This is a genomic window from Bacillus sp. NPDC077411 (assembly GCF_044543425.1).
In the GTDB taxonomy this organism is placed as follows: Bacteria; Bacillota; Bacilli; order Bacillales; family Bacillaceae_G; genus Bacillus_A; species Bacillus_A bruguierae.
This window is the reverse complement of the sequence record NZ_JBITWA010000004.1, coordinates 172,017-187,676: the sequence shown is the minus strand read 5'-3', so window position 1 is coordinate 187,676 and position 15,660 is coordinate 172,017. Positions and strand designations below refer to the sequence as shown.

Sequence of the window (15,660 nt, the reverse complement as noted above, 5' to 3'; positions counted from 1 at the left end):
TTTAAAACCCTAGCACACAAAACAAAGCAGGCTCTCCACTTGCCTTCTACCTTTGTTTTATATCGCACACGGCAGAATAAGGCACTGACCGCTTCTATGCATAGCCAGACGCTCTCGCCCACCCCTAAAAAAGGGATCTTTATGTCGGTTTTTCAATTTGCATTTATATACTTCAGGTTTTTCATTTCAGTCTTTCTACTCATCTATATAACTGACTACCTGCTTCTTTAAACTCTTCTGCTTTTTCTTTCATACCTTTCTCAACTGCTTCTGTTGTTTCTAAATCATTCTCTTTCGCATACTCACGAATATCATGCGAAATTCTCATACTACAAAACTTCGGACCACACATAGAGCAGAAATGCGCTGTCTTTGCTCCTTCTGCCGGCAATGTTTCATCATGATACTCCATTGCACGTTCAGGGTCTAATGATAAATTAAATTGATCGCGCCAGCGGAATTCAAAGCGTGCTTTTGAAAGAGCGTCATCGCGCTCGTGTGCTGTTTTATGACCTTTTGCAAGATCAGCAGCGTGTGCAGCAATTTTATACGTAATGACACCTTCACGAACGTCATCTTTGTTTGGCAGGCCAAGATGCTCTTTCGGTGTTACATAGCAAAGCATGGCTGTACCGAACCAGCCAATCATCGCTGCACCAATTGCCGAAGTAATGTGATCATAACCAGGTGCAATGTCTGTCGTTAACGGTCCAAGCGTATAAAACGGTGCACCATGACAAATGTCGAGTTCTTTATCCATATTCTCTTTAATTAAATGCATCGGTACATGTCCTGGCCCTTCAATCATCACCTGAACGTCATGCTTCCAAGCAATTTTCGTAAGTTCCCCTAATGTTTCAAGCTCAGAAAATTGAGCTTCGTCGTTTGCATCCGCAATTGAACCAGGGCGTAACCCATCTCCAAGAGAGAAGGAAACATCGTACTTCTTCATAATTTCACAAATTTCTTCAAAGTGTGTGTATAAGAAGTTTTCTTGATGATGGTATAAACACCACTGCGCCATAATCGAACCGCCGCGTGATACAATTCCTGTTACACGCTTTGCTGTAAGCGGAATGTAACGAAGCAGTACACCAGCATGAATTGTAAAGTAGTCTACTCCTTGCTCTGCTTGTTCAATTAGCGTATCACGGTATACTTCCCACGTTAAATCTTCGGCAATTCCGTTTACCTTTTCAAGCGCTTGATAAATTGGCACTGTTCCAACTGGTACAGGAGCATTTCGTATAATCCATTCACGCGTCGTATGAATATTTTTCCCGGTAGAAAGGTCCATAATTGTATCAGCACCCCAGCGCGTTGCCCACGTCATCTTCTCAACTTCTTCAGCGATAGATGATGAAACAGCTGAGTTCCCAATATTCGCATTTACTTTCACATGGAAGTTACGGCCAATAATCATTGGTTCTGCTTCTGGGTGATTAATATTTGCTGGTAAAATAGCGCGGCCTTCAGCGATTTCCTTCCGCACAAACTCCGGCTCCATACCTTCGCGAATTGCTACATATTCCATCTCCGGTGTGATGATCCCTTTACGCGCATAATGCATTTGCGTAACATTTGCCCCGTCTTTTGCACGGAGTGGCTTCCGTCCCATTTGCGGGAATACAGGCGTATGTGTAGACGCTACTTTCACCCCATCATCTTCCGGCTTCACTTCACGACCTTCATACTCCTCTACATCTCCTCGTTCCACAATCCATGAGCGGCGCGGCGCCTGCAATCCCTTTTCTAACTCCACTTTGTAATTCGGATCTGTATAAGGACCGCTCGTATCATATACACGAATAGCCGGGTTTGGCACACCATTTGTATCGCTTTGTGCAATCTCACGCATTGGTACTTTCATGCCTTCACGCGTACCTTCTACATATACTTTCTTGCTTCCTGGTAAACTTGACTTCAACTCAATTTGCTCAGCTGAAACAGATTGTTTCATCATTTTTTCCTCCCCTGTGTCTTCGCTTTTCTTTAGATCCAGTTTCGCCTCCTAAACCCTTCCGTCTAAGAACCTTCCGCACGAGAAAACAAAAAGCGCTTTCTGTGCGAAAGAACCTTAGCCGACGGGTCTAAACAGTCGGCTCCACCTTTCTTACGACAAGGACGAGAACTAGCGGCTAGCAATGCCCAAATAAAAAAGCCAGGCCCATAATAAAGAATAGGACCTGGCAACATAAGACATTGTTATGTAAAGCCGACAACTTCCCTCCGCTGGTACGAACCAGATCAGGTCCAAAGGGTTAAGAAGCTTCAACACGCTTCTCTCTCAGCCCAGCTCTCTTGGGCACCCCTAGTTTATCACTGATTAAATTTTTACTACGCTCCTATCATACATCATTGTCTAACAAATGCAAAGGTATTTACATTTTTTCTTTTTCACTCAAAAAATAGTTATTTCACTTAGTACAAGCCGAATCCACACTTCATACATATATAATATAAGTTGGTGTAGGACATACGTCTTGTACGGACATTTCGCTTTAAGAACGGGGGTGAAAGAGTTGCTAAACCTACAATCTACTATAACCATACTCACTTTTCTCGTAACTATGCTTATCATCTTTTGGCGACCAAAAGGAATGAATGAAGCGATTCCAGCAACAGTTGGAGCAATGATTGTCATTTTAAGCGGTGCCGTTTCTTTTACCGACTTAGGTGATATTAGCTCAAAAATTATTGACGCTGCCATAACAATTATGGCTACCATTGTCATGGCAATCGTACTAGAGAGTTTTGGCTTTTTTCACTGGTGTGCCGTTCAACTTGCGAAAAAAGCAAAAAACTCTGGTATTCGCCTGTTTTGGTATACAAATCTTCTATGCTTTCTCATGACATTATTCTTCAATAACGATGGTAGCATCTTAATTACAACTCCCATTTTACTGCTTTTGTTACACCATTTACGACTTACACATAATCAAAAAACACCTTACTTAGTAAGCGGTGCGCTCATTGCTACTGCCTCAAGTGTACCGATTGGCGTAAGCAATATTGTAAATTTAATTGCCTTAAAAATTGTTCATATGGATTTATACATGCATACAGCAATGATGTTTGTACCTGCCACTTTAGGTCTCCTCTTTATGGCGTCCCTATTATTCCTCATCTATCAGAAACAATTACCGAAAACACTCCCGGTCTTACCGATACATTTAGATGAAAATTTCGTAAAAAAATCCTTTCATCCTTTGCAACCACGATCCGAGGTAGCTGAAAATCGGAAGCGAACACGATTTATGTTTAGAATTCTATTATTTGTTCTATGCGTTCGTATCAGCTTGTTTATCGCATCGTACTTTCAATTTTCCATCGCCATCACAGCAGTCATTGGCTCTATTATTTTACTCGGGTGGAGATGGTACAAACTGCGCATCCCACCGATTGATATGATTAAAAAAACACCTTGGTATGTGTTAGTTTTTGCATTTTCTATGTACGTAATTGTATACGGACTTCATAACATCGGTTTAACTGAACTGCTCGTTACAAAACTTCATCCACTCATCACCAGTAGTTTATTTCATGCCAACTTTATTATGGGAGGCTTAATCTCTGTCCTCTCTAACATTTTTAATAACCATCCTGCCTTAATGATTGGTACAATCACTCTTACCGAAATGGGGCTAGATCCTATTACATTGAAAACGATTTATCTTGCAAATATCATCGGTAGTGACATGGGTTCACTACTACTGCCAATCGGTACATTAGCAACTTTAATGTGGATGTTTATTACAAGGAAAGGAAAAGTAAATATCACCTGGGGCACGTATATGAAAGCTACATTCCTCGTCATTCCGCCAACTGTCATTTTCACGCTATTTTGCTTATATTATTGGGTTACATTTATCCTGCATTAACGGGCAGTAAGACCCCCATCTCAAGATTCAGAGAGAAACAAAGAAGATAGGTGGGGGATAACTGCCCGTAAAAGCCCGATTGGTTCAACTAACCGTCAGTGGGGGATGAAGAAAACCCCCACTGACGGAAGTTTCACTTTATCTTCGCAGCTTAAAAGTTAGAAGAAAAACGTATGTAATTACAAGAAGGGAGATTACTATGCTTCATTTACAAAAATATATCAATCAACCCGTGCAAGTAACGCTGTCTGGAAACCTTCCATTTGAAGGGATTATGATTGATAAAGGATCAGATATTGTTGTATTGTACGATGGAGAAAAATACATGTATATCTCTAGTTTACACATTCAACACTTAACTCCGATAATTGACTCATTACAATTTGATAATCTGACAATTCCAGAATCTCTATTACCACAAGATATGATATCAACTGAATCCGCTATTTCGCTTCGAAAAACATTACAAGTAGCAAAAGGACAATTTATTGAACTTGCATTATCATATGAACATTTCTTACATGGATATGTCACTCATATTATGAATGACTATTTTGTCTTCCTCTCACCTGTCTATCAAACGTTATACATCCCATTTCATCACGTAAAATATCTTATTCCGTATAAAGAAGCAGAAACGCCTTATGGATTAGAAAGAGAGAAACTATCGCCAGCACCTTCCAAACTTACGCTTGCCCGTACGTTTTCTGAGCAAATAAAAAAACTAAAACAACAAATTATCTTACTCGATTTAGGTGCAACAAATTATAAGATCGGAAAGTTAGTTGAAGTGACCGATAATCAAATTGAACTTATTACAGCACGTAACCAGCATTTTCATTTTAATTTACACCATATTAAAGCAATTCATTTTCCGTATCAAAATCATAAATAATGAAAGGGCTGACTCAAAAGAGGAAATTCTCCCCCTTTTAAGTCAGCTCCTTTACCTTTTAAGGTATCATCCAAGTTAAATAATAAGCTTGAATATATGTGATAATGCCGATGATTGTTACAAAGAATAAGCTATGTTTCAATGTGAAGCGGAATAAATCCGATTCCTTCCCAGCAAGTCCAACTGCCGCACATGCAATTGCAATCGATTGCGGCGAAATCATTTTACCTGTTACACCACCTGTTGTATTTGCCGCAACAAGTAATACTTCCTTTACACCTACTTGCTGCGCTGTAATTGCTTGCAAGTTTGAGAACAATGCGTTTGCAGATGTATCTGATCCTGTTAAGAATACCCCAATCCATCCAAGGAATGGTGAGAAGAATGGGAATAAGCTTCCCGTTCCCGCTAACGCTAATGCTAACGTTGATGAAAGTCCAGAGTAATTTGCGATAAATGCAAAACCAAGTACTAATCCAATTGATAGAATTGGCATTTTTAATTCTTGCAACGTTTCTTTAAATGTAGCTACCGCTTGTTTTGGACTCATTTTTAAAACAAACATTGTAATGATACATGCAATCAAAATTGCTGTTCCTGTTGCCGATAAAATATCAAGCTTCAATACAGCTTCATACGGCGTTGGTTTATTAACAATCGGCTCTGCCTTCATTACTAAATTATGCAGACCCGGAACTTTAAATTTAAACACTAAGCTTTCAAGCGCGCCGCCTGGAACAAATAAATCTTTAAAGAATTTCTGGCTCCATATAACAACCATTACCGTTAAGATAATAAACGGTGACCATGCTTTTAAAACTTTTCCTGTTGTTAAATTCATTGTAGAACCAGCAGCTACCGTTGCCGCAGCTTCTGCTTGTCCTTTTCCAGAACGATAAATCTCTTTTGGTTGCCATACTTTTAAGAATAATGCTAAACTCACTAAGCTTACTAATGCCGATGTAATGTCTGGAAGCTCAGGCCCAAGGTATGTTGCTGTAATAAACTGCGTAACCCCGAACGAGCCGCCTGCTACAAATAATGCAGGCCACGTTTGTTTCACACCTTTTAATCCATCCATTAAAAATACGATGAAAAATGGAACAAATAATGATAGAAGCGGCAATTGATGCCCAGCCATTTGCCCTACTTTATGAGGGTCAATACCTGTTACTTGACCAGCTACTAAAATCGGAATCCCCATAGCTCCGAATGCTACCGGCGCTGTATTTGCGATTAAACAAAGCCCGGCTGCGTATAACGGATTTAAACCAAGTCCCGCAAGAAGCGCTGCTGTAATTGCTACCGGTGCCCCAAATCCGGCTGCTCCCTCTAAAAACGCTCCGAATGAAAAGCCAATTAAGATGACAAGTAAACGATGATCACTTGTAATAGAAAGAACTGATGCACGAATAATATCAAACTGTCCTGTTTTTACTGAGATTTTGTATAAAAACACTGACATAACGATAATCCACGCAATCGGCCATAATCCATAAGCAAAGCCATAACCGGTTGCTGCCATCGCCATCGTAAATGGCATTTTATAAACGAAAAGTGCAATTATAACTATTAATACAACTGTAATAAATCCCGCAACATAGCCTTTCATACGAAAAACCGCTAACGCTAAAAAGAAAAATATAATTGGAATCATTGCAACCGCTGCCGAAAGCCAAATGTTACCTAGCGGATCATAAATTTGTGTCCATGTGCTCATAGTCCCTCTTCCTCTCTAGTATCCCCTGTTCTCTAACAACCATATAAGTAGACCACCAGGTCATCAGACCTTTATGTCTAAAAATAAAACGTTTAAGAAAACGTTTTCATCAATGTGCTATTTATACTTTATCATATTTTCCTTTATTTACAATCCTATTTTCGAATTTTATTCACAATTTCTTTGTTCACTTCTTCACAATTGTGGTATGATTATATGTTCATTTTTTAATTACTTAATACATAAAGAAAATCTTCCTCTATCAAATTTCAACAAATGATAACCTAAACATAGGAAATAACAGCCGGAACTGATGCACTTGTTCAAATAACAGTGTTGTTTACAGCTTTTCTAATTCGTGAATAGTAAAATAATATTTTCTCATACTAAAGTTGAAAACTGATTTTAGGAGGGATAGCGAATGGATAAGCAAGACCGAAATCAATCTGCTATTGACGAAGGGCGTAATAAAACAAAACGCGGCATTGAAGCAACAAGTGACGCAATGCAAAATGCTATCGATACTGTTGAAGATGCTGGAAAAGCAGCAGTTGATCGTATTTCTGAAGCAGTGAAAGATGTCACAGCTAGATAGTATATTTGTATATAAGGAACAAGGAGCTGGCCCAAAAGGCACATAAGTGCCTTTTGAAGTCAGTTCTTTTTTCCGTGTCCACCGATATATCGACACTTCGACAGAATATATCTACCTTTCGATGATATTCAACATATGAGTAGTCGAGCCGCTGAACTGGATCTTACCGAAAAATGAACTTTTTTAGTCAGCTCCCTATTTTACTTTCAATATAATCCGGTATATATAAAAATAAAAGCACTTGCAGTGTGCAAGTGCTTTTACTATCTTCTCTTTCTCCGTTTGCGGTGCATCATCCTTTTCCGCCTTGTATTCACACTGTCCGCTATAATATGTAATGTGCTAGCAGCTATAACACCCAGTACAAACGTGACAATCCCTACCTCATGTGCCTTTGCAATCTCTGCTAGCTTTCCCTCTAACACCGTTTTATTTAACATGTATAAAAATGGTGAGAAAACAAGCAGCATGTAGAGAAGACGAATTAAATCACCGATAATAATTGTATGGGTAAGCGGTGATCGATGCGGCATCACAATTTGATATGGATACCAAAAGATTCGAAGTAATCCCCATTTCCGATAAGCGGCACTATGAATATCTAAATCGGGTGTTAAAAAATAAGTTCCAACAATAAATCCAATCGCAAACGTAAGCAAAAAATCAAAATTTGTTACCCCGTAAGAAACGAGCATAAATAATACAATAGGAAGAGAAACTAAGTTTATCTTCGTGTGTGTTTTTCCTGACGGCATATCCCATTCCTTCCGTTAGACGTTTCACTGCATTAATCTAACTTTTGATCGATAAGTGACGTATCCACATCAGAACCAAACCATTCTCCCAGTTTTGTACGCGCTTGTTCTTTCACTTCTTCGTCAACATACATAGCAGCTTGTACGAGTGCAGCTGTTAATGCGCCTAAGTCATCTGTATAACCAAGTCCAGCTACAAAATCAGGAATCGCATCAAGCGGTGCAATAAAGTACGCAAGAGAACCAACAATTACAAGCTTTACTCGTTTTGGAACATCTCGTTTTTGCAATACATAAAACAGGAGCAAACTAGTATAAATAACCGAATGTCCTGCCTTAATCGCCGCATATTTTACTTTATTCCAAAACGCTTCGACCGAAAATTTCTCTCTCACTATGAAATCTCCCCTCGTTATTCTTTTATACCGCTATTCGCGATCAATCTGTGACAAAATAAAGAAATTTGATAAGAGCACTTCATTAGCAGGAGAGGATTTCCTGCTAATGGAAATTTCACATTATTTCTATATATACCGAGTTTATTTACAACATAAGCAAACTTTACACACATACAATATAGTGAAGGTTCTAGCTTGGCAACGTTACTTATCATATGCTCTCATTATAACAAATAAGCACAAAAAGAACAAGTGTTCGTTTCGTGTTTTTAAACTTTTCTCAATTTATAATACTTAATCTCACTACATATTCTTTCCCACTTTTGTTATATTTTTTAGTTGACGAGCATATAAACCAATGTTAAAGTTTTCACTGTCAGCTACAACGGAAAAAATACAAAAAAATGTAAGATTTCAGTGTGTTCCTAACAGCCAAATTTTGTTGTATAATACAAAAATGACGTTGTGCTTATGGAACAACATAGAAGCAGGAAAACAAAAGGTATGCATAGTTCAAGTCATATATGGATGTACGAAAGAAAAAAACTCTATCCATGGCAAAGAAAACTATGTATTTTTTATTTTAGCATTGTTCTCTCAAAAATTGACCAAGCCTGATAGAGAAAGGGTGAAAATGGATGAAGGAATCTTTGAAATTACAATTTCAAAACGTACGATTTACGTTCTTTATCGCCATTACATTATGGTTAAAAACGTACATTATTACACGTACTAGCTTTGACTTAAAATTAGAATCTTTCATGCAAGAATTTATTTTATTTATTAGCCCATTAGCAACATCATTATTTCTAGTGGGTCTTGCATTATTTGCAAAAGGAAAGAAACGAAACTATATCGCACTCGGAATAGACTTTGTCCTTACCATTATTCTTGTTGGTAACGTAATGTTCTATGGTTTCTATAATGACTTCGTAACATTACCTGTACTTGGACAAACGTCAAACTTTGGTAGTCTTGGTTCTAGTGTAAAATCGCTCTTTAACTACAAGATTGTTGTTGCGTTTGCTGATCTTATCTTCTTCTTCATTCTTTTAAAGAAAAAGAAAGATTATGCAAAAACAGAGCGTGTTTCACGTCCAATGCGCTCACTATATTTTGTATCAACAATCGCAATTTTCTTTGCAAACTTAGGACTTGCAGAAACAGAGCGTCCTGAATTATTAACGCGTTCATTTGACCGCGTCATGCTCGTGAAAAACTTAGGTTTATATACACACCAAATATATGATCTTGGTTTACAAGCAAAATCAAGTTCACAAAAAGCATTTGCAGATGGAAGTAAATTACAAGAAACAGAAAACTATGTGAAGACAGTACAAGAAAAACCAGATCCAAATATGTTCGGCGTAGCAAAAGGGAAAAACGTAATTGTTGTATCTCTTGAATCAATGCAAACATTCTTACTTGGTTCAAAAGTAAATGGCCAAGAAGTGACACCATTCTTAAACCAGTTCATGAAAGAAAGTTACTACTTTGAAAATTTCTTTCATCAAACAGGTCAAGGTAAAACATCTGATGCAGAGTTTCTTGTAGACAACTCATTATACCCATTAGATCGCGGCGCTGTATTCTTTACACACGGTAACAATGAATTTATTGCAACACCAGAAATCTTGCGTCAGCAAGGTTATTACACGGCTGTATTCCATGCAAATAACGCAACGTTCTGGAACCGTAACATCGTGTATCCAGCACTTGGTTACGATCGTTACTTTAACGAATTAGATTATAAAATTACACCTGAAACAAAATTAGGTTGGGGTTTAAAAGATATTGAGTACTTTGATCAATCAGTGGATATGTTAAAAAATGTTAAGAAGCCATTTTATACACGTTTCCTTACATTAACAAACCATTATCCATTTGATTATAATGAGGCAACAAAATTAATTGAACCTTATAACTCTGGTGACGATGTATTTGACAATTACGTAGTAACAGCTCGTTATTTAGACGAAGCGTTAAAACACTTTATTGAGCGTTTAAAAGCAGAAGGTCTTTACGATAACTCTGTTATTGTATTCTACGGTGACCACTATGGTATTTCTGAAAATCATAACCGTGCAATGGCACAGTTCTTAGGAAAAGAAGAAATTACAACATTTGACCATATGAACTTACAACGTACACCGTTCTTCATTCACGTTCCTGGTCAAAAAGAAGGTAAAACAATTACGGCACCTGCTGGAGAAATTGATGTAAAACCAACAATCCTTCACTTACTAGGTGTTGATACAACAAATGACATTCGCTTCGGGCATGACTTGTTTGCACTAGATCGAAAACCATTTGTCGTATTACGTGATGGAAGCTTCATCACAGATCAATACACGTACACAAATAACACATTCTATAACCGCCTGACAGGTGAAGTTGTGCAAGTACCAAAAGCTGAAGCACAGGCAATGATCGACCGTGCACAAAATGAACTGCACATGTCAGATAAAATTATTGAAGGCGACTTACTTCGTTTCTATGAAGGCAACAAAATAAAAACAGGTACAGTCAAAACAACCATTAAAGAAAAAAACGCTGAGTAATCAGCGTTTTTTTATGCGGTGACATCAATTCAAGAAAAATGCTACGTAATCATTACACAACCTTCACCAAAATTTTACATAAAATTCACGAAACATATCTATAATAAAACATATAAGCTTTGTCCCTAATAAACAAGCTACCCTCCTTATACAACGTTCTACAGTAGAACGTTGTTTTTTTGTATCATAAAGCAGGATTCTGTCTTTCAACCTTCGAATTTGTATGTGCAAACACTACTTGGAGAAGGAAGGGGAAAACATGAAGCCTGAACGCTTTGTATTATGGAATGGAAAAATGATTGATACAGAAAAAGAACAACCTCATATTGATTTAGAAGAGCGCGCTCTACAGTTCGGTGATGGCATATATGAAGTTATTCGTATTTACAAAGGTACTTTGCACTTATTAGATCCACATATAACAAGATTATACCGCTCTATGGAAGAAATTGAGCTATCCCTTACTCTCTCAAAAGCTGAGCTTATCTCATCCTTATACGAACTACTTGAAAAGAATCAATTTCAAGAAGACGGCATCATTTATTTACAAATTTCACGCGGTGTCAAACCTCGCGTTCATGCCTTCTCTTTTGATACAACTCCAACTATTTATGCTTACATTCGAAAAAAAGAGCGCCCTGCTTTATGGATTGAATATGGAATTCGCGCGATTACAGAACCCGATATTCGCTGGCTTCGCTGCGATATTAAGTCATTAAATTTGTTACCAAATATACTAGCTAATACAAAAGCAGAGCGAAAAGGCTGCAAAGAAGCTCTTCTCGTTCGGAATGGCATTGTCACAGAAGGTAGTCATTCTAACTTCTTTCTTGTGAAAAATGACATACTATACACTCATCCTGCAAACCATCTCATTTTAAATGGTATTGTTAGGCAATATGTTATATCGCTTGCCCATACATTACATATTTCCCTGCAAGAAGAATTATTTAGTATTCATGATGTATATAAAGCAGATGAATGCTTCTTTACAGGCACAACCTTTGAAGTAATGCCGCTTACCCATCTAGATGGAACCCCTATTCAAAACGGACAAGTAGGTCCTGTCACAAAATTATTACAAAAGACATTTATGCAAAGCTTTTCGACTTCCAACGCCTTTTTACCTTAAAAACGAATAATGATATATCTATTTCTTGTAAATATATAGATTTAATTCCCAAGATAAGGTGCAATTTAGCACCTTTCTTTTTTTATATCCTTTTTTACCATATATGGATTTTGTTATAAACATTGACATCAGTCGACAACCATTTTAGAATTTTTTATAGTTGGTAATTTTTTCATCACCTAAAACACAGACAGAAAGGAATCGACAAACTATGAAAAAATATCTTGCTGGTCTCGCAGCAGTGTCTGTAGCAGGTGCAGCAGTCCCAGCAATGGGAACAGCTCAAGCAGCACCTCCTGACCAAAATGCACAACAACCCGCAACGCAAACAGCTAAAGCAGCTCCAAAAAGTAATGCAAAATTCACAGTAAATGCAGACGTATTACACGTTCGTACAGGTCCTAGCACCTCTTATGACATTGCGTCTCGTGTATATGAAGGACAAACACTAAACGTAATTGGCCAAGAAAACGGCTGGTACAAAATTAGCTATAATGGAAAAATCGGCTACGTTAGCGGCGAATTTGTAAATACAGGCTCTCAATCACAAGGCAATTCAACTGTTAAAGAAGCAAGTGGAAACTATACAGTAAATGTATCTTCCCTTCGTGTTCGTACAGGCCCTAGCACGTCACACACACAATTAGGCTCTATACATAAAGGACAAGTTGTACAAGTCATTGGTGAAGTACAGGATTGGTTCAAAATTAACTACGGTGGACAAAACGCTTATGTTAGCAAAGACTATGTAACAAAAGGCGGTTCTAATACAAACGTTGTACAAAATAACAACAATGTTACAGTTCAAACAGGCGGTACTTATGTTGTAAACGCTACATCTTTACGTGTTCGTACAGGCCCAGCTACATACCATAGTATCATTGGCGGCGTATTAAACGGACAAACATTAAACGTTATTGGCGCTGAAAATGGTTGGTTCAAAGTGAAGCACAACGGAAATACAGGTTATGTTAGCAGCGAATTTGTGAAATTTGTAAAAGGTGGTACTTCTACATCTAATCCGCCAGCAAACAACAACGGAACTTCATCTCAAGGAAGCGGAGAATATTACGTCAATGTAAGTGCACTAAATGTACGCGGCGGCGCTGGGATGAACTACGATGTAATCGGTGCATTGCCGCAAGGACAAAAAGTACAAGTACTTGCAGACGAATACGGTTGGAGCAAAATTAACTATAACGGCCGTACTAGCTATGTAGGAACTCGCTTCTTATCTAAAACACCTGTAAATGGTGCACAAAATAATAAACCAGCTGATAACAACAATAACAACGGAACTTCATCTCAAGGAAGCGGAGAATATTACGTCAATGCAAGCGCACTAAATGTACGTGGCGGCGCTGGGATGGACTACAGTGTAATCGGCGCGTTGCCGCAAGGACAAAAAGTACAAGTACTTGCAAACGAATACGGCTGGAGCAAAATTAACTATAACGGCCGCACTGGCTATGTAGGAACTCGCTTCTTATCTAAAACGCTTGTAAATGGTGCACAAAGTAATAAACCATCTGACAACAACAATAATAACAATACAAGCAATAACTCTCGTGATACTTCATCACTACTTGCATACGCACAATCAATGGAAGGTGTTCCATATGTATGGGGCGGCACTTCTGCAAACGGTGTTGACTGCAGTGGTTACATTTATCACGTATATAAAAAGTTTGGTTATTCAATCAGTCGTCAAAGCGTGGCTGGATATTGGAGCAGCTTCCAACATACATCTAACCCACAGCCAGGCGATTTGATTTACTTCAAAAATACATATAAATCTGGTCCATCTCATATGGGTATTTACCTTGGCGGCGGCAGATTTATTCAAGCTGGGGACAATGGAGTTAAAGTAGCATCATTAAGTAACTCATATTGGAGCAGCCATTTCTTAGGATATTCTAAGCCTTATTAATTAATAGTTTCAGAGCCTTCTAGATTACTAGAAGGCTCTTTTGTTATATATACAAATGGAAAAACCCCTCTTTTTTAGATGGACAAGAGCATCTGGCCATGCATAGAAGCGGTCAGGATCTTTTCCTGCCACGGGCACGGGCTAAAACACAGGGAGATAGCGAGTGCAGATCCTGTTTTGTTCTGTGTGGCAGCGATTCAGATGATGAAAAATAAAAATCAGTATATATATAAGGACAAATGGAAAAACTGATATAAAACCCTTTTCCTTTTAGATGGTTTTTCTGGCACGAGTTAAAACAAAGGAGGAAAGCGAGTACAAATTACTTCTGCATAGCAGCAACCTATATGTTGAAAAATCAAAATGGATTTATATCTCAATTGTTTATCGTATATGTGTTTACTCCAATTATTGTTTTCCTATTCTGACTTTTTTACAGACGTTTGACCTCTGATGTCTGGTGTGATAAGTTACATAAGATAATGTTTTCAGAGAAACGGAGCAATTCTACTATTTGTAATGTTTCGATAATTCAGAGAGGAGATTTACAAGCATGAATGTTTTATGGGGAATTGGCGGCGTGCTTGGAATTTTGGTAATTGCAGTTTTACTGTCTTCCAATCGCAAAGCTATTAATTGGCGCACAATTTCAATTGCGCTTGCACTTCAAATTACTTTCTCCTTCATCGTCTTAAGATGGGACGCAGGAAAAGCAGCTTTAAAGCATGCTGCTGACGGCGTACAAACTCTTATTAATTTCTCGTATGAAGGAATTGGATTCATTGTTGGTGGTTTAGCTAACCCAAAAGGGCCTTGGGGCTTCGTCTTTATTATTCAAGCATTACTTCCAATTGTATTTATTAGTTCACTCGTAGCCGTATTATATTATTTTGGTATTATGCAATGGTTTATTACAATTATTGGCGGCGGGTTAAGCAAACTTCTTGGAACTTCAAAAACAGAAAGCTTAAATGCTGTTACAACTGTTTTCTTAGGACAATCGGAAGCACCGATTTTAATTAAACCTTACTTAGATCGCGTAACAAATAGTGAATTCTTCGCTATTATGGTGAGCGGTATGACAGCTGTTGCCGGATCGGTTCTTGTTGGTTATGCGGCAATGGGAATTCCACTTGAACACTTACTTGCAGCTGCTATTATGGCTGCACCTTCAAGCTTACTAATCGCAAAATTAATGATGCCTGAAACAGAAGAAGTAAATAACGACGTAGAGCTTTCTACAGAGCGTACAGATGCAAACGTTATTGACGCAGCAGCACGCGGTGCATCTGAAGGGATGCAACTTGTTATTAACGTTGCAGCAATGCTTATGGCGTTTATCGCATTAATCGCTGTATTAAACGGTTTACTAGGATGGATCGGTTCTTTATTTGATATCAAATTAAGCCTTGACTTAATTTTTGGTTACATCCTTTCTCCATTCGCTATACTAATCGGGGTTCCGCCTCATGAAGCGATTCAAGCTGCTGGCTATATCGGACAAAAGCTTGCAGTAAATGAATTCGTTGCATACGGAAACTTAGCTAAGCATATGGCAGAGCTTTCTGATAAAACAAACATTATTTTAGCGTTTGCAATTTGCGGATTTGCAAACTTCTCATCTATTGCGATTCAATTAGGTGTGACAGGTACACTTGCTCCTTCACGCCGTCAACAAATTGCGCAATTGGGAATTAAAGCGGTAATTGCAGGTACATTAGCAAACTTCTTAAACGCTGCTGTAGCAGGTATGATGTTTTAATAAATCAACAAGTCCCTCTTAAGTTCATTTT

11 protein-coding genes and 1 riboswitch are annotated in these 15,660 nt (G+C 38.1%); of the genes, 7 read left to right on the top strand and 4 right to left on the bottom strand.

What is annotated here, in order from left to right:
- Positions 1 to 199: 199 nt before the first annotated feature.
- Positions 200 to 1,960 carry a phosphomethylpyrimidine synthase ThiC gene (gene thiC, locus ACIGHG_RS08070; protein ID WP_396548065.1) on the bottom strand — a complete coding sequence of 587 codons (1,761 nt, stop codon included), beginning with the start codon at positions 1,958 to 1,960 and terminating at the stop codon, positions 200 to 202.
- Between the two features lie 247 nt (positions 1,961 to 2,207).
- Positions 2,208 to 2,323: riboswitch (TPP riboswitch) on the bottom strand.
- Positions 2,324 to 2,522: 199 nt separating this feature from the next.
- On the opposite strand from thiC, the gene ACIGHG_RS08065 reads away from it, so the two are divergent.
- The gene (locus ACIGHG_RS08065) at positions 2,523 to 3,881 is read left to right on the top strand and encodes an arsenic transporter (protein ID WP_396547964.1); all 1,359 of its coding nucleotides are present in this window, start codon (positions 2,523 to 2,525) and stop codon (positions 3,879 to 3,881) included.
- A gap of 199 nt (positions 3,882 to 4,080) precedes the next feature.
- Positions 4,081 to 4,776, top strand: coding sequence for a DUF2642 domain-containing protein (locus ACIGHG_RS08060; RefSeq protein ID WP_396547962.1), 696 nt, complete (start codon positions 4,081 to 4,083; stop codon positions 4,774 to 4,776).
- A 58-nt stretch (positions 4,777 to 4,834) separates the two neighbouring features.
- Here the strand turns inward: ACIGHG_RS08060 and ACIGHG_RS08055 are convergent, their stop codons facing one another.
- A complete protein-coding gene (locus ACIGHG_RS08055; protein WP_396547960.1) occupies positions 4,835 to 6,496 on the bottom strand; it encodes a lactate permease LctP family transporter in 1,662 nt (553 codons plus the stop codon).
- A gap of 421 nt (positions 6,497 to 6,917) precedes the next feature.
- On the opposite strand from ACIGHG_RS08055, the gene ACIGHG_RS08050 reads away from it, so the two are divergent.
- Positions 6,918 to 7,091 (top strand): hypothetical protein, encoded by a 174-nt coding sequence (locus tag ACIGHG_RS08050; protein WP_170857764.1) that lies wholly within the window; start codon positions 6,918 to 6,920, stop codon positions 7,089 to 7,091.
- 263 nt (positions 7,092 to 7,354) lie between these two features.
- On the opposite strand, the gene ACIGHG_RS08045 is transcribed toward ACIGHG_RS08050, so the two are convergent.
- On the bottom strand, positions 7,355 to 7,846 hold the full coding sequence (locus tag ACIGHG_RS08045; RefSeq protein ID WP_336471956.1) for a metal-binding protein: 492 nt from the start codon (positions 7,844 to 7,846) through the stop codon (positions 7,355 to 7,357).
- Between the two features lie 32 nt (positions 7,847 to 7,878).
- Positions 7,879 to 8,241 carry a YkvA family protein gene (locus tag ACIGHG_RS08040; protein ID WP_336471955.1) on the bottom strand — a complete coding sequence of 121 codons (363 nt, stop codon included), beginning with the start codon at positions 8,239 to 8,241 and terminating at the stop codon, positions 7,879 to 7,881.
- 641 nt (positions 8,242 to 8,882) lie between these two features.
- Here ACIGHG_RS08040 and ACIGHG_RS08035 point away from each other — a divergent pair.
- The 4 genes from ACIGHG_RS08035 to ACIGHG_RS08020 all read left to right on the top strand — a co-directional run bounded on the left by ACIGHG_RS08035 (position 8,883) and on the right by ACIGHG_RS08020 (position 15,629).
- Positions 8,883 to 10,805, top strand: a complete 1,923-nt coding sequence (locus tag ACIGHG_RS08035; RefSeq protein WP_090918054.1) for an LTA synthase family protein — start codon at positions 8,883 to 8,885, stop codon at positions 10,803 to 10,805.
- Positions 10,806 to 11,064: 259 nt separating this feature from the next.
- Entirely contained in the window at positions 11,065 to 11,937 is an 873-nt protein-coding gene (locus ACIGHG_RS08030) for a D-amino-acid transaminase (protein ID WP_396547957.1), read from the top strand.
- A 211-nt stretch (positions 11,938 to 12,148) separates the two neighbouring features.
- Positions 12,149 to 13,867: a C40 family peptidase gene (locus ACIGHG_RS08025; protein WP_396547955.1), complete on the top strand. Its 1,719-nt coding sequence runs from the start codon at positions 12,149 to 12,151 to the stop codon at positions 13,865 to 13,867.
- Between the two features lie 553 nt (positions 13,868 to 14,420).
- Positions 14,421 to 15,629: a NupC/NupG family nucleoside CNT transporter gene (locus ACIGHG_RS08020; protein ID WP_336471953.1), complete on the top strand. Its 1,209-nt coding sequence runs from the start codon at positions 14,421 to 14,423 to the stop codon at positions 15,627 to 15,629.
- The last annotated feature ends 31 nt before the right edge of the window (positions 15,630 to 15,660 follow it).

What these genes read in the sequence shown, in the direction of transcription:
- ACIGHG_RS08025 (WP_396547955.1), top strand. Translation starts at nt 12,149, where the DNA reads ATGAAAAAATATCTTGCTGGTCTCGCAGCAGTGTCTGTAGCAGGTGCA.
- ACIGHG_RS08050 (WP_170857764.1), top strand. Translation starts at nt 6,918, where the DNA reads ATGGATAAGCAAGACCGAAATCAATCTGCTATTGACGAAGGGCGTAAT.
- ACIGHG_RS08030 (WP_396547957.1), top strand. Translation starts at nt 11,065, where the DNA reads ATGAAGCCTGAACGCTTTGTATTATGGAATGGAAAAATGATTGATACA.
- ACIGHG_RS08045 (WP_336471956.1), bottom strand. Translation starts at nt 7,846, where the DNA reads ATGCCGTCAGGAAAAACACACACGAAGATAAACTTAGTTTCTCTTCCT.
- ACIGHG_RS08060 (WP_396547962.1), top strand. Translation starts at nt 4,081, where the DNA reads ATGCTTCATTTACAAAAATATATCAATCAACCCGTGCAAGTAACGCTG.
- ACIGHG_RS08055 (WP_396547960.1), bottom strand. Translation starts at nt 6,496, where the DNA reads ATGAGCACATGGACACAAATTTATGATCCGCTAGGTAACATTTGGCTT.
- ACIGHG_RS08035 (WP_090918054.1), top strand. Translation starts at nt 8,883, where the DNA reads ATGAAGGAATCTTTGAAATTACAATTTCAAAACGTACGATTTACGTTC.
- ACIGHG_RS08020 (WP_336471953.1), top strand. Translation starts at nt 14,421, where the DNA reads ATGAATGTTTTATGGGGAATTGGCGGCGTGCTTGGAATTTTGGTAATT.
- thiC (WP_396548065.1), bottom strand. Translation starts at nt 1,960, where the DNA reads ATGAAACAATCTGTTTCAGCTGAGCAAATTGAGTTGAAGTCAAGTTTA.